This window comes from Micromonospora sp. SD12 (assembly GCF_052068495.1).
In the GTDB taxonomy this organism is placed as follows: Bacteria; Actinomycetota; Actinomycetes; order Mycobacteriales; family Micromonosporaceae; genus Micromonospora; species Micromonospora echinofusca.
The window spans coordinates 68,706-94,056 of sequence record NZ_JBQHDF010000020.1 but is presented as its reverse complement, the minus strand read 5'-3'; the positions used below and the strand labels follow the sequence as shown (position 1 = coordinate 94,056).

Sequence of the window (25,351 nt, the reverse complement as noted above, 5' to 3'; positions counted from 1 at the left end):
ATGTGTGCCAGGCCACACTGCTCGGCATGGCGTTCGCTCCCGTCCCCCGCTCCTCGGTCTCCGACCACGTCTTCGGCCAGATCCGCGACGCGATCGTCAGCGGCGTCTACCGCCCCGACGAGGCGCTGCCCGGCGAGCGGGAGCTGGCCGCCACCTTCGGGGTCAACCGGCACGCCGTGCGGGAGGCCCTGCGCCGCCTTCAGCAGCTCGGCCTGGTGCGGGTCAGCCAGGGCGACGCCACCCGGGTGCTGGACTGGCGGGTGCACGCCGGGCTCGACCTCGCCCTGTCCCTCACCCGCTTCCACGACACCCTGCCGGTGGACACCCTGGTCCGCGACATGCTCGAGATGCGGGCCTGCATCGGCGTCGACGCGGCCCGGCTCTGCGCCGAGCGCGGCGACCCGGCCGCGCGGGCGGCGATCCTGCGGGCCGTCGAGGAGTACGCGGGCCTGGCGCCGGACCTCACCGGGATGGGCGAGGCCACCATCGTGCTCTGGCGGCACATCGTCGCCGGCTCCGGCAACACCGCCTACCTGCTGGCCTTCAACAGCCTGGTGGCCGGCGCGCTCGCCGTCGGCGAGGTGCCGCCGCAGCGGCGCGCCGCGGAACTCCTCGACGTCGCGGGCCACCGCCGGCTCGCCGACGCCATCGTCACCGGCCGGGCCGCCGACGCCGCCCGCGAGGCGCGGGCCCTGCTGACCGCCCCCCTCACCACCCCCGCCGCAGCACCGAGAAGGGAAGCCCGGGCATGATCCCCGCCGTGCTCTACGCCGTACCGGCGTTCCTGCTCCTCATCGTCGTCGAGGCGCTCTCCTACCGGTTCGCCCCCGACGACGGCGAACGCGGGTACGAGCTGCGCGACACCGCCACCAGCCTGACCATGGGCGCCGGCAGCCAGGTCATCGGCGTGCCGTGGAAGCTGGCGACGATCGGCCTCTACGCCGCCGCGTACACCGTCACGCCGATCCAACTCTCCCCCACCAGCGTCTGGACGTGGGTCCTGCTCTTCTTCGCCGACGACCTCGCCTACTACTGGTTCCACCGGTCCCACCACGAGGTACGGCTGCTCTGGGCCGGGCACGTGGTGCACCACTCCAGCGTCTTCTTCAACCTCTCCACGGCCCTGCGGCAGAGCTGGACCCCGATGACGTCCGTACCGTTCTGGCTGGGCCTGGCGCTGCTCGGCATCCCGCCGTGGATGATCTTCCTTCAGCAGTCGGTCAGCCTGCTCTACCAGTTCTTCCTGCATACCGAGCGGGTCGACCGGCTGCCCAGGCCCATCGAGTGGATCTTCAACACGCCTTCGCACCACCGGGTGCACCACGGCGCCAACGCCGAGTACCTGGACCGCAACTACGGCGGCATCCTGATCGTGTGGGACCGGCTGTTCGGCACCTTCGAGCCCGAGCGGGCCACCGTCCGCTACGGCCTGACCAAGAACATCGACACGTACAACCCGCTGCGGGTGGCCACGCACGAGTACCGGGCGATCTGGGCCGACGCCCGGGCCGCCTCGTCCTGGCGGCACCGCCTCGGCTACGTCCTCGGCCGACCGGGCTGGCAGCCCGCCGCGCACGCGCACCCGGCGGTGGCCCGATGAGTCTCCTCTGGCTGTTCGGCGTGGTGGCCGCCGTCGAGCTGATCGGCGTGGCGACCGACTCGACCCTCCTTCAGTGGCTGGCCAAGCCCCTGCTCGCGCCGGTGCTGCTGGTCCACCTGCTGCGGGTACGCCGGCGCGTCGACCCCGTGGCCGTCGGCCTGGTCTTCGCGACCGGCGGCGACATCGCGCTGCTGGTCTCCGGCGACACGGCGTTCCTCGTCGGCATGGGCTGCTTCCTCGGCACCCAGGTGGCCTTCCTGACCGCCTTCCTGCGCCACCGGCGGCCGCCGGTCGTCGCGGTCGCCGCCTATCTCGCCTGCTGGGTGGCCGCCAACCTGGTGCTGTGGAACTCCCTCGGCCCACTGCGGCTGCCGGTGCTCGGCTACAGCCTCGCGCTCAGCCTGATGGCCGCCGCCGCGGCCGGCGTCTCCCGGCGGGTGGCCCTGGGCGGAGGGCTTTTCCTGATTTCCGACCTGTTGATCGGGATGGGCGCCGCCGGCTCCCGGATCCCCGGCCACGGCCTGGCCGTGATGACCACCTACATCGCGGCCCTGCTGCTCATCACGACCGGCTGGATGGCGGTGACCGCACGTCGGGACCGTTCCACGGCCACCGTCGACGGCCCCACGGCCAGCCCGGGGCCGGTGCCCGACGGCGTCCGGTAACCGATCCGACGGCGCCCGCCGGTCCTGCCCGGACCGGCGGGCGCTGCCGTCTCCGTACGGGACACCCGGCGTCCACCCGGGATTCACAAGGCATCCACACGCCGCTCACAGGTCGGCGGGTTTGGCTGGCGCCTGACCCCGTCCACCTCAGAGATCGGTCCCGTCATGCGCCTTCCGTTCCGTGCCCGGCCCGCCCCCTCCGGCGTCGACGAGCCGCCGGATCCGGGCAGCCGCCCGGTCCCGCCGGCCACGGCCGGCGACACCGACCGGGCCGGGCACGCCCTGCGGGCGCCGAGCAGGCTGCACGCCTTCAACCGGTACGAGATCAAGTACCTCGTCGACAGCGGCACCGCGCGGGCCCTGCGCGACGAGTTCGCCCGCCGGATGGAGCTCGACAGCCACGCTGGCATCGCCGGCTACGGCGTGTGGAGCGTCTACTACGACACCTCCGAGCTGCGCTTCTACTGGGAGAAGATCGAGGGTCTCCGGTTCCGTCGCAAGCTGCGGATCCGGCACTACGGCGACCGCTCCACCATCACCGACGACACCACCGTGTACGTCGAGATCAAGCAGCGGGTCAACCGGGTCACCCAGAAACGCCGCATCGCCCTGCCGTACCGGCTCGCCCGCGAGCTGTGCGACCGCCGCGTGCCGGTCGACCACGACGAGTCCCAGCGCGCCTTCGTCGAGGAAGTCCTCGAACTGGTCTCGGGGCTGGACCTGCGTCCGGTCGCGATGACCGGCTACCAGCGCGAGGCGTTCGTCGGACGGGACGCCGACGCGGGCCTGCGGATCACCATCGACCACCGCGTCCGGGGCCGCGACCGCGACTTCCACCTGGGTGCCGACGCCCAGAACCGGCTGATCGTGCCGGCGAAGCTCTCGGTGCTGGAGATCAAGGCCAACGAGCGGGTGCCGTACTGGCTCACCGACCTGGCCGCGCGGTCGAACATGTCGGTCGTCCGGATGTCCAAGTACTGCCAGAGCGTCGAGGCATTCGGCCGCGCCCCCCGCTCCGTCTTCCACGTCGTCGACGGCGACCCCGCCGCCGACCTGTCCCCCACCACCGTCCCCAGCGAGGCATGAGACCACCATGGACTTCACCTTCCAGGACCTGTCCGGCACGTTCAGCGTCGCGGACATCGCGCTCGCCCTGTCGCTGTCCTTCCTGCTCAGCGCCGCGATCGGCTGGGTCTACCGGTTCACCCACCGCAACGTGTCCTACAGCCAGTCCTACGTGCAGACGTTGGTCGTCCTCGGCATGCTCATCTCGCTGATCATGTTGGTGGTCGGATCGAACATCGCCCGGGCCTTCGCGCTGGTCGGCGCGTTGTCCGTGGTGCGGTTCCGCAACGCCATCAAGGAGACCCGCGACGTCGGCTTCATCTTCCTCGTGATGGGTGTCGGCATGGCCTGCGGCACCCGCTTCTACACCCTCGCCGTCGTCGCCGCCGTCGCGATCGGCATGGTCATCCTGGTGATGTACCGCTTCAACTGGTTCGCCTCCTCGGTGCAGCGGCAGGTGGTCAAGGTGCAGGTGCCGCCGGACGGCGACCACACCGCGTCCATCCAGGACGTGCTGATCCAGCACACCAGCGAGTTCGAGCTGGTCAGTATGGAGACGATCCGCGGCGGCGCGCTCACGGAGATGATGTACACCGTGCGGCTGCGCAAGGGCCACGAGCCGGGCCAGCTCATCTCGGCGCTCAGCGCCCGCACGTCCGGCCAGCGGGTGACGGTACTGACCGGCTACGACCAGACGGACCTGTGATGTCGGCACCCCCCGTCGGCCCGGGTCGCCGCCTCCTACGCCGGGTCCCGGTCCGCGTCCGGCATTACTGGCGGCTTCTGGCGGGCTGCCTCGCGTTCCTCGCCGTCCTGCTGGTGGGGTTCAGCACGGTACGCGTGCAGCCGTACGTCACCAGCGGCGGCGGCCGGTCCGGCGACGACGTGACCCAGAACCTCGCCGGCACCCGGGAGCTGTTCGATCCGACGGTCGCGCACAGCATCGCCCTGACGTTCCGCGACGCGGACTACGAACGGATGGTCGACACCTTCGCCAAGGAGGGCGAGAAGGAGTACCTGGAGGCCGACCTGACGATCGACGGCACCACGATCCCGAGCGTGGGGGTACGACTCAAGGGCAACTCGACGCTGGCCGGGCTGACCCGCGACGGGGAGAGCATCGGCAGGGCCGGCGGACGACCCGGCGGGCAGGGCGACCCGGCAGGGGGCGGGCCCGGTGCCGCACGCCCGGGTGGGGTGCGGCAGGGCGACGCCCCGGCGGCCGGCCCGGCCCGACCCGGCGGGGGCGTCGCGCGTACCGGGCTCCGGACCGAGGAGCCCGAGACGCTGCCCTGGCTCATCCGGTTCGACGAGTTCGTCGAGGGCCGCCGCTACCAGGGGCACCGGGAGATCGCCCTGCGCGTCGGCGGCATGGGCGGCGGGTCGACGGTACTCAACGAGGCCGTGTCCCTGCGCGTGCTCGCCGGGGCCGGGGAGGCGTCCCAGGGCTACGCGTACTCGCGGTTCGTCGTCAACGACCGGCCGGCCACGGCCCGGCTCGTGGTGGAGCACCCGGACGGCACCTTCGCCGACGGGCTCGACGGCGACGGCGTGCTCTACAAGTCCCTGGCCACCGGGAGCTTCACCTACCAGGGCGACGACCCCACGGAGTACCAGGACGACTTCAGCCAGGTCACCGGCAAGGGCGACCAGGATCTCCAGCCCGTCATCGACCTGGTGCGGTGGGTCGCGGACAGCAGTGACGCCGAGTTCGACGCGCACCTGGCCGGCCACGTCGACGTCGAGTCCTTCGCGCGCTACGTCGCGGCGCAGAACCTCCTGCTCAACTTCGACGACATGGCGGGCCCAGGGCGCAACTACTACCTGTGGTACGACCTGGCGACGAGGAAGTTCACGGTTGTCGGCTGGGACTACAACCTGACCTTCAGCGGCAGTGCCGACCAGGGGCCGCACGACACGGGCCCGATGGGCGGCGGTTTCCCGGGTGGGCAGTTCCGGCCACCCGGCGGCCAGCCCGCACAGGCCGGCCAGGCGCCGGAAGCCGGCCAGACCCCGCAGGCCGGGCAGGCACCGGAGGGCGCGCGGGCGCAGGACCGCATGCCTGGGCAGGGCGACGGGGATCGGGCCGGCGGCGGGCCCGGCGGGGGCCACCGGCTCAAGGAGCGCTTTCTCGCCAGCGCCGCCTTCAAGGCCGGCTACGAGGAGGCATACCGCGAGTTGTACCGCGAGATCTACGCCGACGCGACGGCGCTCACGGCGCTGGACGACCTGGCCGGAGTGGTCTCGACCATCGACGGGCACGACGCCCAGAGCCTCGCCACCGACGCGCAGCGGCTGCGCACGCTGATCCGGGAGCGCACCTCGCACCTGGCCACGGACGAGGTGATCACGAGGGGCTGACCCGGTGGCGGGCCCGGACGCGTGGCCGGGCCCGCCACCGCGACGGTCAGTTGTAGGGCATCGTCGGGAACCACCCCACCCCGAAGATCGCCGGCACGCGCAGGTCCCAGTAGACGACGGTGAAGACGCCCAGTGCGACCAGCAGCGCGCCGGTCACCGTCGCGGCGCGGCGCGGCGACGCCATCCAGGCGAGGAAGCGGCCCCGGCTGGCCAGGATGAGGACCGCGAAGAGCACCGCGACGATCAGCACGTTGCCCAGCGACTGGAGGGCGAAGGCGAGCGCGCCGTACGCCGGGTTGCCGGTGTCGACGGCCCAGTGGAACAGCTTGTTGAACAGCGGGTACGGCCGACCGACCAGGAACCCCCCGACCAGGGCGCCCATGACGACCACCCGCGCCACCGGCCGGCGCGCGAAGACGTCCGGCAGCAGGCCCAGGGCCGCCAGCCCCAGGTAGGTCAGCGCGAGGCCGATCAGGCCGAAGACCACCGACGACTGGATCAGGCGTACGGGCATCCCGCCCACGGTGTCGGTGGACAGCTGCGGCAGCCGTTCGCCGAGCAGCACCCCGAGCGCGCCGTAGGTCGCCGACACCGCCAGCATGCCGACCGTCAGCCAGGCGACGGGACGCAGCAGCGACCGTACGCCGTAGCGGTGCCCGGCCGCGCCGGCCTGGCTCATCGGGCCGACGGAGGCCGCCATCGCGATGTTGCAGGCGGTGAAGGTCCCGGCGAAGCCGGACACGAAGGCGAACAGCAGCCCCGCCGCGGTGCCGGTGATGGCGGTGCCCTTCGCGTCGTGGCCCAGCAGGGTGTCGGCGACGGTGTCGCCGATCACCGAGTCCACCAGCTCGAACGACCAGAGCACGGCGAGCAGCACGCCCGCCGCGGCGCTGATCACCGCCGTCCGCCCGGGGCGGGCCACCGGCCGGGGTACGGATTCCGGCGGCACACCTCGCAATGGGGCCTGCGGGCTGTGGTGCACGCTCATCGCCTCGCTCTCCTCTCTGACATGTGGGTCGGTCGGGACGAGGTCCGTCGCCGGCGGACCCTCCCGGGGTCGCGCCGGCGACGGACCGACGGTCGTCAGGTGACGGCGGGCCGCACCTGCGGCGCACTCTCACGCCGGGAGCGGTCGCGCAGCCAGATGCCCCACCAGAGCAGGCCCCGGGCGAGACAGACGATCGTCACGGCGAAGAAGAGCGTGTAGACGACGTTGAAGGCGATCAGCACGCCGTACACGCCGGCGACGCTCGCGCCGAACATGAACTGGGCCCGACCCGAGGTGGGCGTCGTACCGGGGTCGGTGATCATGTAGTTGGTGAACAGCACGAACGCGACACCGGTGATCGGCAGCAGGGCCGCCCAGAGCGCGACGTCCCAGATGAAGTGCCGCACCAGCGCCTGGATCACGAAGCCGCCGACCCAGCCCACGATCAGCGGGATCTTCTTGGTGAGCACCCCGTTGAGCACGGTGCCGGCCGTCAGGATGACCAGTGGCACGAGGATCCGGATCATGTCCGGCACGTCCTCGGTGAAGTGGTACGGCGGGGCGATGTTGACCCAGGAGAAGGCCACCAGGGTCACCGTGATGCCGAAGTTCGACGGGTTCATGAAGTGCCGCATGCGGCCCTTGATCGGCGCCAGGAAGATCGCCTTCTGGCCGATGGCGACGACCACCGCGAAGGCGATGGGCCAGAAGTTGTCGTTGGCGTAGAGCAACATGTTCGCGGCGAGCGCGGTGATGTGGGTGGGCAGCAGGAACGTGTACATCCCCCAGGCGCCGTTGCCGAGGAAGGCGGGCGGGCGCTTGTTGGCCCGGGCGGTGACCAGCTCGACCGCGATCTCGGTGGCGTAACCGACCGCCAGGGCGAGCAGCGGCCAGGTCCAGGGCTGCTCGAAGCCGAGCACCGTGTACCCGAGGATGTTGAAGACGCTCATGGAGATGGCGAAGTTGCGCAGGGCCAGGTAGCGGGGGTCCCGCCGGTCGACCCGCGGGGGCGCCCCGGGCGTGGCCGCCACCGACGCGTTGCGGTCGAACGTGACGGCCGGCGCCGGGCCGAGCGGAGCGTCGGCGACCGCGGTGCCCCCCACCCCCCGCACGTCACTGCCGGTACGGGCGCTGTCTCGGACGTCGGTCATTTGGGCATCTCCTGGGCTTTGTCCGTGAGCATGATCGTGTGCCAGCCCGCGGCGAGGTCGAGGGTCTGCTTGTGCACGCCACCGTTGAGGTCGCGCCAGGCGATCTCCGCCGAGACCGGCTTGTCGCCGGCGTCGCCGAGGCCGAAGAAGACGTCGAAGCTGCGCTTGCCCGAGTGGCCGCTGCCACCGTCGAGCTGCGCGACGCGGATACGGCCGTCCGCCGTCTTCACCCGGACCTGGGCGCCGTACGCGGGCGAGCCCCGGCCGTCCTCGCCGGGCCGGCACAGGCGCAGGCCCAGGAAGTTGTCGCTGCCGGGCTTGTCGTTGCGGTAGTACGACGGGGCGCCCCACTGCCGGGCCACGGCGAAGTCCTGGCCCCCGTCGCCGTTGGTGTCCGCGACGGCCACGCCGCGGCTCGGGGTGCTGTCGGTCATGCCGAGCTCGGCGCTGATGTTCGCGTAGCGCCCGTTCTTCTCCCGGACCCAGAACGCGAACGGCTCGGAGCCGGCGATGTCGTCGCCCGGCTCGGCCTTGGGCCACATGCCGGGGTTGCGGAGCATGAGGTCGTTGCTCATGGCCAGCTCCTGCAACCAGGACCAACGGTTGATCTCGCCCTTGACGAACCCGGCGGTCTGGACCACCGACATCTCGCCGCTGTTGTCGAAGTCCGCCATCTTGGCGTCCCAGCCCCAGCCGACCCAGGCCATGTTGAGCTCGGCGGCCTTGTTGTCGAAGACGGCCTTGCCCTCGCTCAACCGCTTGCGGGCGTCGGCCAGGCTCGACGAGTTGTTGCGCCAGACGAAGTTGCTCTCCTCCAGGCCCCAGGAGGTGGTGATGTTGCTGACGAACATGTCGAACTTGCCGGTACCGCCGAGGTCACCGAACTCGATCGACATGCCCTTGAACGAGTCGTGCCCGACCACCATGGACTTCGGGGTCAGCGCGCCGCGGCGGCCCTCCGCCATCGCGAAGCGGATCTGGCCCGGCGTGGAGACGTTGTGGAAGAAGCGGTCCCGACCGAAGTCGTTGGCCAGGTACAGCTCGGGCAGCAAGTCGCCGTCGATGTCGGCGGAGCCGGCGCCGAGGGTCCAGCCGGTGGCGTACTCCGGCGGGATCGCGGACTGCTCGACGTACGTGGCGCTCGGGTTGTCGCCGCTGGTGGCGGCGGTCCAGCGCAGCACGTGCGCCCCGCCGGCGTTCTGCGCCCGGGACAGCGAGTGGTTCATCTCGACGTTGGGCTGCCCGGCCGGGTCGAGCACCTGACTGTCGGGGAAGTAGTTGAAGACGCCGATGTCCGGCCGGCCGTCACCGTCGAAGTCCGCGACCGCGACCGCGTTGGTGTTCCAGAGCTTGCCCTGGTACTCGCCGCTGGAGGAGGACGGCTGACCGACCAGCTCGGTGGGGTGGAAGGTCGCCTTGGTCAGCGGCCCCGTGGCGGAGGCGCGGTGCAGGAACAGCACCGGCGTCCGACCCCAGTAGTAGCCGAGCAGGTCGGTGCGGCCGTCGCCGTTGAAGTCGCCGGGCACGCAGCCCATCGGCGCCATCGCCTTGTGGGTGGGCAGGGGCGCGGGGTCCAGCACGAAGGGCGCATACCGGGCGGGCCCGTCGGGCGACGGCGTGACGATCATGCTGTCGCTGCGGGTGTCGACCAGGCAGAGATCGTTGGCGATCAGGTCGCCGTCGAGGTCGTTCGCCGCGACGGCGGCGCCGACCGAGGACACCCAGGCGCGGATGTGCTCGTACTCGGGGTTCACCGGCCGCACGCTGCGTTCCGGCAGGCCGGGCGGCAGCGCGATCGGCAGCTCGGTGAAGCCGAACCGCGACGCCAGCGTCTGACGCTCCTCGGCCGACGCGCTGGGCAGCCGGGCCACGGCGAAGAACGCCGCCACGAGGACCAGCACGAAGACAGCGGGAATGATTCGGCGGATCGCGCCGACGGGTTGGGATGGCAAGGGTTCCCCTCCAGATTCGGCCACCACCCGTGCCGCGCAGCGGCGGATTCACCGTGCTGCGGCCGGGTCTGGCGACGGGCAGTGTCGGCGACTGAGAAATGAATGAATCGTCCGGCGGCGCGTTCTTTTCCTGTCATTCATGGACAGTTCATTGCCGACGGAACGGGCCATCCTCCACGCGGCGCTACGGCGTTCGTTGCCGGCGCCGCCCATTCCCAGCCGATCGCGGCATGTCGTGCGTCCCTTCACGATGCCTGGCGAACCGGCTGCGAAAGTCGCCACCGGCCCACTTATCGTGGCGGGACCACGGCCCGAGTTCTTCTCAAAGGTTGCTCAGTGGCCGACTGCGCCGTGCGCGTTTCGGGCGGGGCGGATCCGCCATCTCACCCGTTCGACGCCCTCACTCAACCGTATTCAACGGGAATCGAAGCGCGACGTGGTGTTCGTGCGCCATGCGGCGCAGGGCGGACAGGGCGACGCCGAACAGGACGCTGCGCACGATCGCCGGGCCCTTCTCGGTACCGCCCTCGGCGGCGACCAGGTCGAGTTCCGACACCACGAGCTGCTCGGCCGCGCGGGCGTAGGAGGTGAAGAAGGACACCTCGGCCTCACAGCCGAGGCTGCGCAGCCCGGCCAGCACGTGCGCCAGTACCTCCCCGCCGGAGAGGCTGGACTCGCGCGACCAGCCGAGCGCCTCGGCGAGGTCCGCCACCTCCTCGCGCGCGCAGTCCACCGCCTCGCGGCCCAGGGTCTCGGACCCGTCGAGGTAGAGGGCCTGATCGAGGACCTGGTAGGCGTCGCGCAGGGTGAGGTCCTCGTCGTCGATGGCGGCCAGGATCTCCCGGACGGACGACAGGTCCAGCCCGGCGATGCCGGTCAGGGTCCGGATCAGCCGGATCCGCCGCAGGTGCCGCTCGCTGTAGTCGGCCTGGTTGCGACCGGTCGGCAGGCCTGCGGGGAGCAGACCCTCACGCAGATAGAACTTGATCGTCGGGACTGACACGCCACTCTGTCTACTGAGCTCCGAGATACGCACGCGTCCTCCGCCCTGGCGAACGTTTGGGCAATCTTGCCATAGAGATCGATCATTAGCCATTGATCGACACTCGTCGCCGTCTGGATCGGCGGGGCCGGCGGCGACGGCGCGGCCCCCTCGATCGGCACGCATCGGAACGGGCCACCGATGTCCGAAAAAGTACGCTAAGGATCGACAGCCCGGCAGCACAGATACTGGCGAGTTCCACAATACAATTAGCAATCCGAACGATCTTCACCTGGGCCGATAGTGGCACGCACCGATTCTGCGCATGAATTGATAAGCCCCCCTCCGTCACTCCGCGCTACGCTCCGAACGCAGAAAGTGTTGACCGGCCCGCCAGGGCTCGGCTAGCATCAACTGCGGTTAGCGGGGAATGGTGACCGACTGGCATCCTTATTGACTTCAGTCGATTCACCACATCCACTCATTGGGATTGTCCGCAATCCGGGGGAGACAAATGCACGACAGCGCAGAACAGGCAGTGGAACGGGCCATCGACACCATGCGCAGCAATTTATCCGAACAGTTGACAGTGGATGACATGGCGCGCGCAGCCATGTTCAGCAAGTTCCACTTCACACGGATCTTCCAGCGTGTGACCGGCATCTCGCCGGGACGGTTCCTGTCCGCGATCCGCCTCCAGGAGGCCAAGCGGCTGCTGACCACGACGAGGCTGAACGTCACGGACATCAGCCTGCGGGTGGGCTACAACAGCGTGGGAACCTTCAGCACCCGGTTCACGAGGAGCGTCGGCCTGCCACCCACCACCTACCGGCGGATGGGCGGCTTCACTCCCCGCATCCCCACCCAGCGTCCGACGGGTCAGACGCAGGGCACCATCACCGGGCAGGTCACCGCGCCCGCACGCGGGCCGGCGCCCGGGCTCATCTTCCTGGGCCTGTTCCAGCACCGCATCCCCGAGGGCCCACCGGTACGCTGCGCCATCCTCGAGTCGCCGGGCGCGTACCACTTCACCAACGTGCCCGACGGCACCTGGTACCTGCTGTGCCACTCGGTCTCCGGCGACGTGCTCCGGCTCGAGCAGGACACGATGATGGTGGCCGCGGTGGGCCCGCTGGTCGTGCACGGACGTCAGACCCTGACCGCCGACGCCCACCTCAAACAGGTGTCCAAGATCGACCCGCCGGTCCTCCTGGCGCTGCTCGACAGCCGCAAGGCCGCGAGCGAACGCCAGGCCCAGCGGGAGAACCGGTCCCAGATGTACGCGGCCTGACCCCGCCAGCGGCGGGAGCACCGCGTACCCCCCGGGCGGCACCGCGCACCGCCGCCTCCCGGGGCCGGACACGAGGACCCCGGCCGCCGACGCCCCTGACGGGCGCCGGCGGCCGGGGTCCCGCCATGAGGCCCGACGCGCGGCCCGGCGGGACCAGGTGCTGCGAGCGCCTCCGTCGTCGCCCCCGCGCGGGGGGCCGCCCCGGGCCGCCGGGTGGGCGCGTGCCGGACCCGCGGGCGCCGTGGCGCCCGCGGGTCCGGCACGGAATTCAGTCAACCTTGTGCACCGTCATCGGCAGGCCGCCGCGCACCCGCAGCGACAGCATCGGCTCGGGCACCACCGGACGGCCGGGCACCCCCGCCAGACGCACGTCCCGCAGCAGCATGGCCAGGACGAGGGTGGCCTCCATCATGCCCAGGTTGTTGCCCACGCAGAACCGGGGGCCGGCGCCGAACGGGATGTACGCGTAGCGGGGGCGCTCCGTGCTGCGCGCCGGGTCGAAGCGGTCGGGGTCGAACCGCTCCGGCTCGTCCCAGAACCGGGGATGCCGGTGCAGGGTGTACGGGGAGATGAGGATGTCGGCCCCCGCCGGCACGTGGTAGCCGCCGATCTCGTCGTCCTGCTGGGCCTTGCGGGGCAGGAGCCAGACCGGCGGATAGAGCCGGATGGCCTCCTCCACCACCATCGTCGTGTACCGCAGCCGGTGCAGGTCCTCGTACTCGGGCAGCCGGTCGCCGAGCACCGTCACGGCCTCCTCGCGGACCCGCCGGCGGATCTCGGGATGCCGGTCGAGCAGGTGCAGGCTCCAGCCCAGCGTGCTGGCGGTCGTCTCGTGCCCGGCCAGCAGCAGCGTGACCAGCTCGTCGCGCAGCCGTTGGCGGGCCACCCGCGGATCCTTCTCCAGCCGGGTCGAGACGATCAGGCGGGACAGGACGTCGTCGCGCCCGTCCACGTCCCGGCCCCGGCCGGCGACGAGTTCGTCGACGACCCGCTGGAGGTGCCGGCGGGCGCGCCGGAACCGCAGCTGCCGGGGCAGCGGAATCCACGGCGGCACGGCGCTGAGCGTCTCCAGTTCGAACATCGCCTGGTCCTGCACGGCCGCGAACGACGCGCCGACGCCGTGGAAGCCGCTGAGCTCGGCGTCGAGCAGGGTCCGCCCGAGCACCCCGAGGGTCAGCGTGGTCATCTCCTCCAGCACGTCGACCGGAGGGCCGTCGGCCCGCTCCGTCAGCCGCTCGACCAGCAGCGCGGCCTCCTCGCCGATCACGCCCGCGTACTGGGCGAGCCGCCGGTTCTGGAACGCCGGCTGGATCACCCTGCGCTGCTTGCGCCACAGCTCGCCCTCGCTGGTGAGCAGCCCGTCGCCGAGCGCCCGGCGGGCGTGCACCAGGCCGATGCCCTTCTGGTAGTTGGCGCTGTTGTCGGACAGCACGTGCTTGGCGTGGTCGGGATGGTTGAAGAAGTAGAGCTGCTTGGGCCCGACCGGCAGCCGGGCCGCGTCGCCGTACCGCTCCGCCGCCAGGGTCATCATCCGCAGCCGGTCCCGGCCCATCAGGATCAGCATGTGCAGGGCGGCGGGGCGGGGCGGGCCCGGCGGCGTACGCCGGGCCCCGCCCTGGATGGTCGTCATGCCGCCTCACTCCGCTCCTGCTCGACCTGACGGAAGCGGCCGGAGAGGAAGAGCAGTGCCTCCCCGTCCGTGCGGCGCTCCAGGGAGAGCAGCCGGCCGAGGAAGATGGTGTGGTCGCCGCCGTCGTAGGAGCGCCACACCTCGCACTCGAAGTGGGCGAGGGCCCCGCTGATCAGCGGGGCGCCCGTCGTCGCGCCGGGGCGCCACTCCACCTGGTCGAACTGCTCGCCGCCGAGCGGCCGCCGCCCGTCGGCGAAGTACCGGGCCACCTTCTCCTGGTCGTCGGTCAGCACCGAGACCGCGAACTCGCGCGTCCGGGAGAGGCAGGCGTGCATCACCGCGTTGCGGTCGACGCACACCAGCACCAGCGGCGGGTCGAGCGACACGGAGGTGAACGAGTTGGCGGTCATCCCGTGCGGGGTGGCACCGCCGACGGTCACCACCGTGACGCCGGTGGCGAACGCGCCGTACGCCCGCCGCAGTGCCGTCACGTCGGGCGTCCCGACGGTGAGTGTTCGCTGTACGTCCACGACGTCTCCTTCTCGCGCCGTCAGGAGCGCCGCGCCGAGGTGTACGGCGCGAGCGCCGTCACCAGTGCCTCCGGCACCCTGGCCGGCGCGGTGCGGGTGTTCGGGCCGCGCATGCAGGCGATGCGCTGCCGGCCCCGGGCCACCAGCGTCTCGCCGCCGTCCCGGTCGAGCTTGACGTAGTCGAAGCTGAACTCCAGCTGGGTCTGCGCCAGCTCCACCAGGCGCATCCGGATGGACAGCTCGTCGAACGCGGTGATCTCGGCGAAGAACTCGCAGTCGACGCGGAGGGTGAACAGCTTCAGGTCCTCGCGTACGTCGGCGAGCACGTCCGGGGCCCGTTCCTTCAGGAACATCTCCCGGCAGCGGCCCTGCCAGCGCAGGTAGTTGACGTAGTACACGTTGCCGACGAGGTTGGTCTCCTCGAAGCCCACCGTGTGCAGGTACTCGAAGTACTTGTCCATCGCCTAGCCCCGTCCTTCCGTCAGGATCGCGAACGCCATCGGCTGGGGCAGGTCCCGCACGGTCGTGACGAGCGTGGCGATCCGCAGGTCGCCGGAGGCGAAGACCAGCCAGCCGGCCCGGTCCGAGGGCACCGCGACCAGCGGCGCCCGGTGCGAGAGCCCCGCCTTGCGCAGGCACTCGATCGCCGCCCACACCCGCGTCGCCGCCGCGTCCAGCGACTCCCCGCCGTCGGCGCAGCAGAGCCGGGCGAGGTCGACGTGCGTGCCGAGGAGCCCCTGCCAGACCGACTCCTCCCGGGCGCGTACCGCCTCGACGTCGCAGGCGAGCGGCCCGGTGCCGACCACGCACAGCGTCAGGTTCTCGGCGTGGGCGGCCGAGAGCGACCGGCCGTCGGCCAGCTCGGGGCGGCCGTCCGGCCGGTATGCGACCTCGACCGGTCCGCCGGCGGCCCGGCCGGCGGCCACCGCGGTGCGGGCCCGCCGCCGGCGGGTCTCGTCCGGCGTGCCCTGCCCGGCCGCCTCGCCGCGTCCGGTCCGCTCCGTCGGGGCCGGCTCCACCGCGACGGCGACGTCACCGCCGACCAGGTCGCCCACGGTCCGCTCCAGGTACGACCCGAGCAGCGGGGCCACCCACGGCCCGCGGCCGTCCTTCTTGCGCACCGCCCGCAGCCGCAGGCCCTCCCACCGCTCCACGATCGCACCGTCGGAGGAGCGGAGCGCGATGTCGTAGACGTAGGTGTCGCCGTCGCGGCTGCGTTCCTCGGCGCAGTAGCGGAGTTCCTCCGCCTCGGTCAGCCGGGGCCCCGCCGGGTGGAGCCGCTCGATCCCGGCCGGCAGCAGGGTCGCGTCGGGGACGCAGACCTGGTTGCCGTGCATGAGGGCGTCCCGCACGCCGGGGTCGCCCAGCAGCAGGGTGTCGGGCAGGTAGTCGGCGAACCACCGCGTCTGCGGAGCCGTGACGACGTCGGCGTCGACGTGCCGGGCGGCCGAGCGGTGGTAGCGGCGCAGCCGCTGGAACCGTCCACCCTGGAACAGGATGTCGCCGTACAGGTCGGTGGCGGGGTCCAGCGGCACCGCCGGCAGCCCGGCGGGCACCTGCTCGGGCGGGCCGGCCGGCGGTCGCGTCCCGGTGAAGTGCAGCCGCGCCCGGAAGTGCGCGGCGCTGAACTCCGTCTCCGCGCTGTAGACGACCGCGTCCACGACGTCGTCGTCGACCACGAGGGTGGCGATCCGGATGGTGGTGCTGCCGTCCGGCGGCACCACGATGGGCCGCAGGAACTCGGCCCGCTCGACCACCGGCGTGTCGGTCCGTCCGGTCACCGCGGCGGCGACCTGGGCCATCGCCTCCATGCCGAACACCGCCGGGAACAGCAGGTTGCCGTCGAGCCGGTGGTGGTCCAGGTAGAGGTCGGCGACCGGCTTGAGTTCGGCCTCGGTGACCAGCTCGACGCCGTGGTAGCGCACGAGCGGCCGGTCCACGAAGCGCAGCAGCGGCAGCTCCGGAAGGTCCATCCGGACGGTGTCGATGCCCTCGGTCCGCCCGCTGACGACCACCACCGACGGCGCGTGCGGGTCGGCGAGCAGGCGCCGGAGCATCGCAACCCCCTGGTCGGGGGTGACCGGGGTGATGCCGTCGCGGGTCAGCGCCTCGACCACGGACAGCCGCTCGCCCATGCCGACGCCGGACCAGACCGACCACTCCAGGCAGAGGCTGCGGCAGTCCGGGTGACGCCGGCCGAAGTCGACGGTCAGCTCGGCGAGCCAGTCGTTCGCGGTCGCGTAGTGGGCCTCGCCACGCAGGCCGGCCCGGCCGATGATGCTGCCGAACGTCACCAGCAGGCGCAGCCGGTCGGCGTCGACCGCGTCGAGCACGGCGCGCAGGCCGTCGACCTTCGGCGCGAAGGTGCGGCGGAACTCGTCCATGCCGAGGCCCGTCAACGCCGCCGGCTCGTTGCGGCCCGCGCCGTGCAGCACCGCCGTGACCGGTCCCAGCTCGGCGACCAGCCCGTCGACGGCCTGGCGTACCTGCGCGGCGTCGGCCACGTCGGCCCGGGCGTAGCGCACCCGCACGCCGGCGTCCGCCATCCGCGCGAGGTTCGCGGCCAGCTCCTCGTCCTGGGCGGGATCCGAGCGGCCGAGCACGGCGAGGCGGGCGCCGCTGTCCACGGCCATCGCCAGGGCGCACTCGGCGGTGATGCCCTTGCCACCGCCGGTGACCAGCAGGACGTCCTCGGCGCCCAATGGCTGCCGAGTCTCGGCCGGCCGCACCGGCAGCCCGCGCAGGGTGGGCACCCGCCGGCGCCCGTCGGCGTCGAGGTGGACCTCGGCGAAGCCGTCGGTGGCGGCGACCTCCGCGGTCACCCTCGCCACGGCCTGCGGCACCGGCGCGGTGTGCACGACGGTGGTCCGCACGTGCGGCGCCTCCAGCCGCAGCGTCTTGGCCAGCCCGGCCGCGCCCGGCCCCTGCTGGACAAGGACGAAGCGGGTGCCGGGGGCGGCGGCCGTCGCCGCCTGCGCGCCGCGCAGGGCCAGTTCGAGGTCGGCCTCGGCGCACGGCTGCGGCAGGCACACCAGCACACCCGCGCCGACACCGGCGCTCTGCAGGGCCGCGCGCAGCGGCTCGGCGAGCGGGTGCCCGGCCGGGGCGAACAGCTGCCAGGGCCCGTCGGCCTCGGTCCCCGCGGCGGCCGGGGACGGCGCCTCGTCGAGGTCGACCGACCAGGCCCGGCACCAGTCGGCCACACCGTGCACGAAGGCCGGGCCGGACGCGTCGGCGTCCCGGCCGGTGCGGGCGAGCTGCTCCAGGGCCTCGGCGAGCTGACCGACGGTGGCCGTCGCGAAGTTCGTCGGGGTCTGCGCGGCCGGCACGCCGAGCTGCTGCGCCGCCTGGTTGACCAGCTGGCCGACGGTGATCGAGCTGAGGTGCAGGTCGTCGAGGAGCTGACTGCCGTCGTGCACCATCTCCAGCGGCAACTCGGCCCGCTCGGCGGCCAACCGGCGCAGCAGTTGCAGGCTCGACTCGCCCGCCGGCTGCTCCGGCTCCGGCCGCTGCCCCTCCGCCACCGGCGGAGCCGTCGCCCGCACACCGGTGCCCTTGGGCAGGTTCACCACCGGGGCGGACTCGCAGGGGCTGGCGAAGAACCGGAAGTTCTGGCCCACCTCGAGCGGCCGGACCAGCCGGTCGTGGAAGAGGGCGCCCTCCACGCCGCCGGCGCCGACCACGTACGCGGCCGCCGCGACGCGCAGCAGGCCGGCCAGCGACTCGTCGTCGGTGTTCAGCGCCACCGCCGGCAGGTCGGTGCTGGCCGACGCCAGGCCGGAGAGCACCTGCCCCGGACCGACCTCGACGAAGAGGTCGACCTCCTTGGCGGCGAGAGCCACGGCCTGGCTGAACAGCACCGGGTCGGTGATCTGGCGGTGCAGGAGGGCGGCGACGTCGGTGTCGGGGGCGAGCGGCTCGCCGGTGACCGTGGAGACGACCCGCCGGGTGACGGGCCCGAACCGCTCCCCCGCCAGCGCCTCGAGGAGGGCGTCCGCGGCCGGCTCGACCAGCGGGGAGTGGAACGCGTGGGACACCGAGAGGCGGGTGGTCCGAAGGTCGGCGGAGCGGGCCCGCTCGCAGGCGTCCTCCACCGCGGCCTCCGAACCCGCGATCACGGTCTGCTCCGGCCCGTTGTACGCGGCGATCACCACGGACAGGTCGCCGACGAGCCCGGCCACCCGCTCGGGCGGGGCGCCGATGTTGGCCATCGTGCCGGAGGCGCTGTGCTCCCCCATCGTCCGGCCACGGATCCCCGCGACCCGCAGCAGGGCCTCCTCGTCGAGCACGCCGGCCCAGTGCAGGGCGGCGATCTCGCCGAGGCTGTGCCCGACGGCGACGGTCGCGTCGAGGTTGAGCAGCGACAGCGCCCGCAGGCCGGCCAGCGAGCCGGTGACGATCCTCGGCTGGGCCACCGCGGTCGCGACCATGTCGCCGCTGGTGGGCAGCGCCGCCCGCTGGTAGACCTCCTCCACGTCGGCGAAGCGCCGGCGCAGCGCGCCGCCCGAGGTGCCCCGGCCGGAGCCCTGCCCGGGGAAGAGGAAGCCGATGCGGCCCGGCCCGCTCACGTGGCCCAGGAAGCAGCGGCCGTCGGCGGAGAACAGGCGCGCCTCGCCGGCGTCGAGGGCGTCGCAGACGCGGCCCAGCTGCCGCTCGGCGTCCTCCGGCGAGGAGACCACGACGCCCGCCCGGTAGGGCAGGTCGCGCAGCTCGCGGTGCAGGGTGGCGGCGAGGTCGCCCAACTGGGCGTACGACACCGTGGGCACGAAGTCGACGAGGCGCTGCAACCGCTCGCGCAGCTCCTGCGGGCTGCCACCGTCGACGAGGAGCAGTTCCACGTCCTGCATCGACGCGGCGAGGTTGCGGAAGCGGCTGTCCAGCCGCGACGAGCGACGCGGCTGCCCGTTCTCCAGCACGATGTGGGTGTTGATGCCGCCGAAGCCCATCGCCGTCACGCCGGCGCGTACGGGCACGCCGCGCGGCCACGCCTCGGCCTTGCGCAGGGCGCGCAGCGCGGACTGCTCGGCGGTGAGGATCTCGTGCGGGTCGACGCAGCCGATGGCGGGCGGCAGGACCTCGTGGTGGACCGCCATCGCGGCCTTGATCAGCCCGGCGACGCCGGCCGCCGCCTTGGTGTGCCCGATCATGCCCTTGATCGAGCTGATGGCGGCCTGCGGGGAGTTTCCGTCGGCGGTGCGCCGGGCCAGCGACAGCGCCTGGAGTTCGGTGGTGTCGCCGACCGCCGTGCCGGTGCCGTGGCCCTCGAAGAGCCCGACGGTCTCGATGCCGAAGCCGGCCCGGTCGTACGCCCGGCGCAGGGCGAGCTGGTAGCCGGCGACCTCCGGTCGGGTGATGCCGCCCTTGCCGTCGGAGGAGATGCCCCAGCCCGCGATGGTGGCGTAGACGCGGTGCCCCGCCTGGCGGGCCTCGGCCTCGCGCATCAGCACCACCATGCCGCAGCCCTCGCCCGGCCAGAAGCCGTTCGAGCCACGGTCGTAGACGCGCATCTCGCCGCGCGCCAGCGCGCCGGTCTTGGCGAAGCCGATGATCTCGAACGGGTCGATGGACAGGTCCACGCCGCCGGCGATCGCCACGTCGACCTCGCCGTCGGAGAGGGTCTTGCACGCGGTGGCGACGGAGAGCAGGGACGAGGAGCAGGCGCCGTCGACGGTGTAGCCGCCGCCCTTGAAGTCGAAGTGGTTGCAGATGCGCCCGGCGATGGTGTTCGACAGTCCACCCGCGAGGGTGTCCTCGTCGACCTCCGGGAACGGGCCCTTGAACGTCGCCTCGAACTCGTCGAGGAACGCGGTGAGCTGGTCGTCGTCCCAGTCCTGCTCCTTGAGCGCGGCGGCGACCATGCGGCGCACGTAGGGCCAGCGCAGCCGCAGCTGGTTGGCCCGGGAGAACTCGCCGGTCAACGTGTTGCCGACGACCACGCCGGTCCGCTCGCGGGGCAGGCCCTCCGCCATCGGGAAGCCGGCGTCGGCCAGCGCCATGGCCGCCATGTCGAGGGCGAGCCAGTGGGTGAGGTCGGTCGAGCGGTAGGTGCTGCCCGCGATCTTGTAGGCGATCCGGTCGAACTCGTAGCCCTCGATGACCGCGGCGTTGCGGGCGTAGAAGCGGTCGGGTGTGGCCGGGTCCGGATCCCAGTAGTCGTCCAGACTCATCCGCTCGGCGGGCAGCCGGCGGAAGGCCCGCCGCCCGGCGAGGGCGTTCTCCCACAGTTCGCGGGGTGACGTGGCGTCCGGGTAGCGGCACGCCATCCCCACGACAGCGATCCTGGTCACGAGGTCTCTCCTTCGTTGCGTGCGGTGGTGGACCGCCGGGGCGCGGGAACGGCCGGTGGGAGGGGCGTCACGGTCAGCACCGCCCCTCGAACTCCGCGGCGATGGCCTGGCGCCACCGCTCGAAGGCGGGCGTGGCGCCGTCCTGGCCGCGGGGCAGCGTCACGTCGGTGACCTTCGCCGCCTCGGCGGTGGACATGCCGCAGAACACCTGCGTGGCGACCTCGTTGTGCGGGGCGACCAGGCCGGCGCGTACCCGGGCCCCGGCCGCGAAGGCACTGCCCTGGGCGAGGTCCACGCGGTAGTCGCCGGCACGGTCGCGGAACCGGTGCAGGTCCGCCTCGGGGGCTCCGCCGGCATAGGTGGCGGCGAGGCCGGCCCCGGCGTACAGGTCGGCCCGCCGGTGCGCGGGGAACGCGGCGAAGATCTCCGTCACCCGGTCCACGTCGGTGCCACCGACGAACCAGGTGGCCCGGCCGATGCCCTGGTCGATGACCCGGTCGGCGTACTCGCGCGGGCCCTCGGCCGGCCACGGGAACCGCGGGTGGCGGTACTGCCCGTACACGTACCGGTCGGTGTGGAAGTACGCCTGGTGGAAGCCGTAGCCGTCGAGCACCAGCCACCGCAGCAGCGGGTCCGGGGCGTACAGCTGGCCCCAGCGGAACCGGGGCACCCGGGCCATCGCCCAGCCCACGCCGACGTACACCATGTAGACGTGCGCGTCGCCCCGGCCGGCGAGCAGGCTCGCCACGTGCCGGGGGCGGCCCGGCCGCAGCGCGTCCCGGACGGCGAAGCCCATCCCGGCGCCCTCGTACGCGAAGCCACGAAAACGCGTCGGCACCGTTTCCAGACGCTGTTCGGCCGCTGCGGTCGTCGGCGCCTCGGCGGCGTATCCGTAACCGGCCAGGAATGAGGCGCCGACGGTTTCGAGCAGCGTCTTCGATTCCTCGTCGCGCACGTGGAAGCCGCGCACGTCCAATTTCGTCTCGGAGATATTTGGCGTCAGGATTCTGCGCCGCAGATCACGCAGGCTCTGCATGGCACGTTCCCCCAAAGGGTCGGTGTTTTCGTTGCCGGGATGGACATCCATTTCGATGATGGCAAAAGTGGGAAGGGTTGATTTCTTCACCCTTGCGCATTCATCGCAATTATTCGAGGCGTTCACGTCCGAGGCCGGCCGCGCGCCGGCACGGCGGGCGCGACGAGGCCCGGTCCGCGCCGGGGTCGCGTACCGCCGGGCGGACGACGCGGACGGCTCAGCGGTCGTGACCGACGTCGGCCGGCTCGAAGTGCGCGCGGACGTTGCGCCGCCAGACCTCGTACGCGGGCAGCCGCCCGGCGTCCTCCGCGCGGACCGCCACGTCGTCGGCGAGCGCCGCGACGGCGGCCACGGAGCGCCCGCCGAGGGCGTGCATCGCCGCCTCGCTGTGCGCCGGCACGTAGCCGGCGTGGCTGCGGGCCTTGGCGGCGAAGACCGCGCCCTGGGCCAGGTCCGGCGCGCACGGACCGGCGGCGGCGCGCAGCGCGACGAGCGCCTCGGCGTCGGCACCCCCGGCGAAGGTGGCGGCGAGCCCCACCCCGCTCCACAGGTCGCCGTGCCGGTCGGTGGCGAAGGCCCGCACGGCCCCGGCCACGTCGGCGGTGCGGGCGCCGTGGATGAACCACAGCGCCCGCCCGAGGCCCTGGTCCGTGGCCCGCGGGAAGTAGTCGCCGTGGCCCTGCCACGGGTACGCCGCCAGCCGCTCCTGCCGGGTCACCCACCGGTCGAGGTCGAAGTAGGCGCGGTCGAACCCGTAGCCGTCGACGGCCAGCCAGGTCATCGTCGGGTGGTACGGGTTGCCCGTGAGGTCGGGCACGACGTGCCGCCAGAAGCGGCGCGGTAGGCGCGCCATCGCGAAACCGATGCCGATGTAGGCGAGGAAGAGGTGGGGCGCGCCGGGCCCCCGCAGCAGGTCGCGGGTGCGGGTGCCGCGCCGGGGCCCCATCACGTCGAGGATGGTGCAGGCCATCGTGGCGCCCTCGTAGGCGAAGCCGAGCAGTTCCCGGTCGACGAGCGCGAGCCGGCGCTCCAGCTCCCACGGGTCGCGGGTGTCGATGCCCCACTCGAATCCGCAGATCACCGACTGCGGAACCGCCTCCAGCCGGCGGGTGACCTCCGTGGCGGGGCCGGGGAAGCCCCGACGCGCGAAGGTGACGTCCGCGAGCGTCGGCGCCATCAGCAGTCGACGTACGGAGCCCAGTACCGTCGGCATGGCAGATCCCCCTGTCGGTACGACGACGCCGGCCCCGGCCGGCGGGTGACTTCATCGTCACCTCGCGCCGGCCGGGGCCGCCTCTTCTGCTGTGCGCTCATCCGCCCGCGCCCGGGGTCACGGGCCGGTGACGGGTCCTCTCCCCCGCTGCGGGCGGAGGAACATCAGCAGCAGGGCCACCCCGACGAGGCCCAGGTCCAGCAGGAGGAGCACGCCGTTGATGCCGTCGATCCGGGCGTGGTCGTGGCCGGCGGCCGCCTCCCCGACCGGCGTGGCGACGGGCCCGGCCGGTGCGGCTCCGGGGGTCACCGTGAAGCCGGCCAGGCCGGCGACCTGCCGGCCGTCGGGCAACCGGACGCGGTAGGCAACGCGGTAGGCGCCCGGCCCGGCGTCGCGTACCGGCACGACCAGGCGGCCGTCGCGGACGGCCGGCCTCCTGGTCGAGACGACCGCCCCGGTCGGTCCGGTGACGGCCAGGTGCGGGTCCCCGGCCGACTCGGCTCCGCCGAGCGTGAGCGTCACCTCGGCGGGCGCCGACCCGACGACCGACCCGTCGCCCGGCTGGAGCATCAGCCGCCGGCTCGCGGCCGGGCTGCCGAAGGCCAGCAGCGCGACGATCGACAGCACGACACCGGCCGCCACGACGATCGCCGCCCGCTGCACCCTCCCGGCCGGCGCGGGAGGCGCGGGCGGGCGGGCACCGTCCACGCTGGTCATGCCGGCTGCGCGGCGGCCCCGGGCTGCCGGCAGCTGCACGCCATCAGCTCCTCCTCCGCCGCGGAGGGCCGCAGGTGCAGGTACATCGCGATCACCATCGGCACGAAGACGACCGTGTTGTAGAACAGGTGCAGCTCGACCCGGGGGATCACGACCTGGAGCAGGCTGGTGGGCACGGGGCTGCCGAACAGGTGCCGGCCGGTCTGCGCCTGCAACAGCAGCAGCAGGTGCTCGATGTGGTGCCAGAACTGGAGCGCCAGGGCGGCGGTCCACCAGCTCCGGCTGCGCCCGACGAAGCCGGGGCGCAGCATCCACAGCCCCACGAGCATCACGATGGCGTAGCCGTAGTGCAGCCACTCGGAGCTGACGAGCCACGGGAACGGCATGCCGAGCACGCCGCGCGCCTCCGGCCGCGACCAGCCCAGGCCCCAGATCTGGTACGCCTGCACCAGGTGCTCGGCCCAGTGCGCCAGCACGATCACGAGAAACGCGTTCAGGGCGGCCCGGTGGTGCGTGCCGTTGAGTGCCGCCCAACGCCCGGACGATCCGGGCAGGGTCGCCTGGTAGCTGGTCACGTTGCCTCCTTGGAAGGGTCACGGGCGCGCGAGAACGCCACGCCCTCACCCAGCGTGTCGACACCGACACGCCGACGCGTCTTCCTGCGTGCTCAGTTCGGGTCGCGGATCCGTCAGACCGGCCCGGGCGAGCCGGCGGGGGCGTACCAGGCGCCGATCCGGCGGGCCGCGGCGAAGCTGGCCCAGGCCACCGCGTCGACCAGGGCCGCGTCACCCGGCCGGTGGCGGCGGAACTCGGTGACCACCTCCTCGTCGACCTGGTAGGAGGCGAACGCGGTCAGCAGGGCCAGGCGGCCGGCGGCGCGCTCCGGCTCGGGCAGCGGCGCGATCAACCGCTCGCACCACTGTCGACTCAGGCCGGTCTCCTCCCCCCGCCAGGCGTCGAGGCGTTCGAGGACCAGCTCCCGCACCGCCGGCGGGACCGCCCGCTCGCCGGCCGCCTCGAACGCCGCGTAGGCGCGGGCCATCGCCCCGGCCACGTGCGGGCTGCCCGCCGCCCAGGCCGCCTCCGCCGGCAGCGGCGCCGGCGGCAGCAGCTCCACCGAGCGACCCGGCTCCCGGGCGTCGCGCAGCGTCCCCTGCAACAACCAGCCGATACCGCGCTTCAGGCGCCGCCGCGCCCGCGGTGTCAGCCCGGGCGGGAGCAGGAAGTTGGCGAGGAACACGTTGACCACGCGGGCGACGTAGTGGAAGCCCACCACCACGCCGACGAGCTCCGGGCGGTCCCGCTCCGCGAACGGCAGGACCGGGCGCGCGGTCTGCGGCTGGTGGGCCGTACGACCCCACTCCGCCGCCTCGCGGATGCGCCGGTCGGTGATCTCGGCGAGCCGGTCGGCCACGATCGCCTCCGCGTCGTGCTCGGTGGAGAGCTCGTAGAGCCCGACGCTGTGCATGTCCACGCAGTACGGGCAGATGTTCGCCACCGACACGGCGGCCGCCACCGCCTCCTTCGTCGCCCGGTCCACGTTCTCCGTCGGCAGCAGCGGCTCCCGCATGACCATCCAGTACGCGGCCAGCACCTCCGGCGACGGGGAGTGCAGCTGCGCCGGCGGCACCACCAGCTGCATCTCCTGCGCCACCTGGGCGTAGACGGCCGCCACCAGGCCCCGCGCGGACCCCTGAGGAACCGGCGTGACGTAGTTGACCTGACGCTGGACCACCGACGAGGCCACCCGACGAGCGATCATGATCTGCCTCCTGCTCTGCGCCGCCGGGCGGTCACGACGACGGCTCCCACGACTGCGGCAATGCCAGTATTGGGAAGGCGGGGGCGCGGGCAACGCGATCGACGCCGGTTGAGCACCCTGG

General features: G+C 72.7%; 20 protein-coding genes. 7 read left to right on the top strand and 13 right to left on the bottom strand.

Annotated features, from left to right (window positions below; translation table 11 throughout):
* Positions 1–26 precede the first annotated feature (26 nt).
* The 6 genes from ACTMS2_RS26080 (at position 27) to ACTMS2_RS26055 (ending at position 5,691) form a co-directional block, all read left to right on the top strand.
* Entirely contained in the window at positions 27–752 is a 726-nt protein-coding gene (locus ACTMS2_RS26080) for a FadR/GntR family transcriptional regulator (RefSeq protein WP_441177771.1), read from the top strand.
* Complete coding sequence (locus ACTMS2_RS26075) at positions 749–1,600, top strand: sterol desaturase family protein (RefSeq protein ID WP_441177770.1); 852 nt, start codon at positions 749–751, stop codon at positions 1,598–1,600. The genes ACTMS2_RS26080 and ACTMS2_RS26075 overlap by 4 nt, the downstream gene beginning before the upstream one ends.
* Positions 1,597–2,265 (top strand): lysoplasmalogenase, encoded by a 669-nt coding sequence (locus ACTMS2_RS26070; RefSeq protein ID WP_441177769.1) that lies wholly within the window; start codon positions 1,597–1,599, stop codon positions 2,263–2,265. Before ACTMS2_RS26075 ends, ACTMS2_RS26070 begins: the two co-directional genes overlap by 4 nt.
* Positions 2,266–2,430: 165 nt before the next feature.
* Positions 2,431–3,351, top strand: coding sequence for a polyphosphate polymerase domain-containing protein (locus ACTMS2_RS26065; protein ID WP_441177768.1), 921 nt, complete (start codon positions 2,431–2,433; stop codon positions 3,349–3,351).
* 7 nt (positions 3,352–3,358) lie between these two features.
* Entirely contained in the window at positions 3,359–4,036 is a 678-nt protein-coding gene (locus ACTMS2_RS26060) for a DUF4956 domain-containing protein (protein WP_441177767.1), read from the top strand.
* Positions 4,036–5,691, top strand: coding sequence for a CotH kinase family protein (locus ACTMS2_RS26055; protein WP_441177766.1), 1,656 nt, complete (start codon positions 4,036–4,038; stop codon positions 5,689–5,691). The genes ACTMS2_RS26060 and ACTMS2_RS26055 overlap by 1 nt, the downstream gene beginning before the upstream one ends.
* A 46-nt stretch (positions 5,692–5,737) precedes the next feature.
* Here ACTMS2_RS26055 and ACTMS2_RS26050 read toward each other — a convergent pair whose 3' ends face one another.
* The 4 genes from ACTMS2_RS26050 to ACTMS2_RS26035 all read right to left on the bottom strand — a co-directional run bounded on the left by ACTMS2_RS26050 (position 5,738) and on the right by ACTMS2_RS26035 (position 10,878).
* The gene (locus ACTMS2_RS26050; RefSeq protein ID WP_441177765.1) at positions 5,738–6,679 is read right to left on the bottom strand and encodes a hypothetical protein; all 942 of its coding nucleotides are present in this window, start codon (positions 6,677–6,679) and stop codon (positions 5,738–5,740) included.
* 95 nt (positions 6,680–6,774) lie between these two features.
* A complete protein-coding gene (locus ACTMS2_RS26045) occupies positions 6,775–7,830 on the bottom strand; it encodes an enediyne biosynthesis protein (protein WP_441177764.1) in 1,056 nt (351 codons plus the stop codon).
* Positions 7,827–9,731, bottom strand: coding sequence for a CRTAC1 family protein (locus ACTMS2_RS26040; protein WP_441177791.1), 1,905 nt, complete (start codon positions 9,729–9,731; stop codon positions 7,827–7,829). Before ACTMS2_RS26040 ends, ACTMS2_RS26045 begins: the two co-directional genes overlap by 4 nt.
* 451 nt (positions 9,732–10,182) lie before the next feature.
* On the bottom strand, positions 10,183–10,878 hold the full coding sequence (locus ACTMS2_RS26035; RefSeq protein ID WP_284040366.1) for a MerR family transcriptional regulator: 696 nt from the start codon (positions 10,876–10,878) through the stop codon (positions 10,183–10,185).
* A gap of 400 nt (positions 10,879–11,278) precedes the next feature.
* Between ACTMS2_RS26035 and ACTMS2_RS26030 the strand changes: the two genes are divergently transcribed.
* Positions 11,279–12,055 carry an AraC family transcriptional regulator gene (locus ACTMS2_RS26030; protein ID WP_363626466.1) on the top strand — a complete coding sequence of 259 codons (777 nt, stop codon included), beginning with the start codon at positions 11,279–11,281 and terminating at the stop codon, positions 12,053–12,055.
* A gap of 268 nt (positions 12,056–12,323) precedes the next feature.
* Here the strand turns inward: ACTMS2_RS26030 and ACTMS2_RS26025 are convergent, their stop codons facing one another.
* The 9 genes from ACTMS2_RS26025 to ACTMS2_RS25985 all read right to left on the bottom strand — a co-directional run bounded on the left by ACTMS2_RS26025 (position 12,324) and on the right by ACTMS2_RS25985 (position 25,230).
* Positions 12,324–13,685 (bottom strand): cytochrome P450, encoded by a 1,362-nt coding sequence (locus tag ACTMS2_RS26025; protein WP_441177763.1) that lies wholly within the window; start codon positions 13,683–13,685, stop codon positions 12,324–12,326.
* Positions 13,682–14,215, bottom strand: coding sequence for a flavin reductase family protein (locus tag ACTMS2_RS26020; protein WP_441177762.1), 534 nt, complete (start codon positions 14,213–14,215; stop codon positions 13,682–13,684). Before ACTMS2_RS26020 ends, ACTMS2_RS26025 begins: the two co-directional genes overlap by 4 nt.
* Before the next feature lie 20 nt (positions 14,216–14,235).
* A complete protein-coding gene (locus ACTMS2_RS26015; RefSeq protein WP_088999821.1) occupies positions 14,236–14,676 on the bottom strand; it encodes an acyl-CoA thioesterase in 441 nt (146 codons plus the stop codon).
* A gap of 3 nt (positions 14,677–14,679) precedes the next feature.
* Complete coding sequence (locus tag ACTMS2_RS26010) at positions 14,680–20,502, bottom strand: type I polyketide synthase (protein ID WP_441177761.1); 5,823 nt, start codon at positions 20,500–20,502, stop codon at positions 14,680–14,682.
* A 73-nt stretch (positions 20,503–20,575) separates the two neighbouring features.
* Positions 20,576–21,538, bottom strand: a complete 963-nt coding sequence (locus ACTMS2_RS26005) for a DUF1702 family protein (RefSeq protein WP_441177760.1) — start codon at positions 21,536–21,538, stop codon at positions 20,576–20,578.
* Between the two features lie 217 nt (positions 21,539–21,755).
* Positions 21,756–22,751, bottom strand: coding sequence for a DUF1702 family protein (locus tag ACTMS2_RS26000; protein ID WP_441177759.1), 996 nt, complete (start codon positions 22,749–22,751; stop codon positions 21,756–21,758).
* 117 nt (positions 22,752–22,868) lie between these two features.
* The gene (locus ACTMS2_RS25995) at positions 22,869–23,507 is read right to left on the bottom strand and encodes a copper resistance CopC family protein (RefSeq protein ID WP_441177757.1); all 639 of its coding nucleotides are present in this window, start codon (positions 23,505–23,507) and stop codon (positions 22,869–22,871) included.
* Entirely contained in the window at positions 23,465–24,043 is a 579-nt protein-coding gene (locus ACTMS2_RS25990; RefSeq protein ID WP_231926041.1) for a hypothetical protein, read from the bottom strand. Before ACTMS2_RS25990 ends, ACTMS2_RS25995 begins: the two co-directional genes overlap by 43 nt.
* A 113-nt stretch (positions 24,044–24,156) precedes the next feature.
* A complete protein-coding gene (locus ACTMS2_RS25985) occupies positions 24,157–25,230 on the bottom strand; it encodes a carboxymuconolactone decarboxylase family protein (RefSeq protein ID WP_441177756.1) in 1,074 nt (357 codons plus the stop codon).
* Positions 25,231–25,351 lie beyond the last annotated feature (121 nt).

Coding starts and splice junctions, on each gene's coding strand:
- ACTMS2_RS26080 (WP_441177771.1), top strand. CDS start 27: ATGGCGTTCGCTCCCGTCCCCCGCTCCTCGGTCTCCGACCACGTCTTC.
- ACTMS2_RS26075 (WP_441177770.1), top strand. CDS start 749: ATGATCCCCGCCGTGCTCTACGCCGTACCGGCGTTCCTGCTCCTCATC.
- ACTMS2_RS26070 (WP_441177769.1), top strand. CDS start 1,597: ATGAGTCTCCTCTGGCTGTTCGGCGTGGTGGCCGCCGTCGAGCTGATC.
- ACTMS2_RS26065 (WP_441177768.1), top strand. CDS start 2,431: ATGCGCCTTCCGTTCCGTGCCCGGCCCGCCCCCTCCGGCGTCGACGAG.
- ACTMS2_RS26060 (WP_441177767.1), top strand. CDS start 3,359: ATGGACTTCACCTTCCAGGACCTGTCCGGCACGTTCAGCGTCGCGGAC.
- ACTMS2_RS26055 (WP_441177766.1), top strand. CDS start 4,036: ATGTCGGCACCCCCCGTCGGCCCGGGTCGCCGCCTCCTACGCCGGGTC.
- ACTMS2_RS26050 (WP_441177765.1), bottom strand. CDS start 6,679: ATGAGCGTGCACCACAGCCCGCAGGCCCCATTGCGAGGTGTGCCGCCG.
- ACTMS2_RS26045 (WP_441177764.1), bottom strand. CDS start 7,830: ATGACCGACGTCCGAGACAGCGCCCGTACCGGCAGTGACGTGCGGGGG.
- ACTMS2_RS26035 (WP_284040366.1), bottom strand. CDS start 10,878: ATGGCTAATGATCGATCTCTATGGCAAGATTGCCCAAACGTTCGCCAG.
- ACTMS2_RS26030 (WP_363626466.1), top strand. CDS start 11,279: ATGCACGACAGCGCAGAACAGGCAGTGGAACGGGCCATCGACACCATG.
- ACTMS2_RS26025 (WP_441177763.1), bottom strand. CDS start 13,685: ATGACGACCATCCAGGGCGGGGCCCGGCGTACGCCGCCGGGCCCGCCC.
- ACTMS2_RS26015 (WP_088999821.1), bottom strand. CDS start 14,676: ATGGACAAGTACTTCGAGTACCTGCACACGGTGGGCTTCGAGGAGACC.
- ACTMS2_RS26005 (WP_441177760.1), bottom strand. CDS start 21,538: ATGCAGAGCCTGCGTGATCTGCGGCGCAGAATCCTGACGCCAAATATC.
- ACTMS2_RS26000 (WP_441177759.1), bottom strand. CDS start 22,751: ATGCCGACGGTACTGGGCTCCGTACGTCGACTGCTGATGGCGCCGACG.
- ACTMS2_RS25985 (WP_441177756.1), bottom strand. CDS start 25,230: ATGATCGCTCGTCGGGTGGCCTCGTCGGTGGTCCAGCGTCAGGTCAAC.